A 429-nucleotide genomic window follows, 5' to 3' on the forward strand; every position below is an offset into this window, starting at 1 on the left:
GATCAAAGGGTATTCGCACCTCCCCGACGCTTATCGCAGCGTATCACGTCCTTCATCGCCTGTGCATGCCAAGGCATCCACCAATTGCCCTTAAGACACTTGATCGTTCTCATTGCCAATGCTCATCCGAGGATAAACCTCAAACGCCATCGGCACAAAAAGACCAGCTTCTCGAGATCGGTTCGAGGGCGCGGTTAGGCAAACCCATCATATGCGGGAGATTGAGCGTCTCACCGCGACAAATCATTCTTCCGGCATGATCCTTATCCAAAAAGTCTTGCAACTTTTTGGGGTCATGCTCGACCAATGAAGTTCGAACAAATCTTCTCTTTACGATGTCAAACAGAACAGGCAACGAGCTCGAAAGCCACGTCGCAAACCTTGTTGCGAATGATTGTCTTCTACCACCCTCTCGACACCAGGTTATGG

General features: G+C 49.9%; 1 protein-coding gene and 1 rRNA gene. Both read right to left on the bottom strand.

The window, feature by feature from the left end:
* Positions 1 to 105: ribosomal RNA gene (locus tag C7I85_RS30305) — 23S ribosomal RNA — on the bottom strand; the annotation flags it as partial.
* A gap of 34 nt (positions 106 to 139) precedes the next feature.
* The coding region (locus tag C7I85_RS31480) for a hypothetical protein (protein WP_210203118.1) at positions 140 to 429 on the bottom strand (290 nt) is incomplete at its 5' end.

The organism is Pseudaminobacter soli (ex Li et al. 2025) (assembly GCF_003012705.1).
GTDB lineage: Bacteria > Pseudomonadota > Alphaproteobacteria > Rhizobiales > Rhizobiaceae > Pseudaminobacter > Pseudaminobacter soli.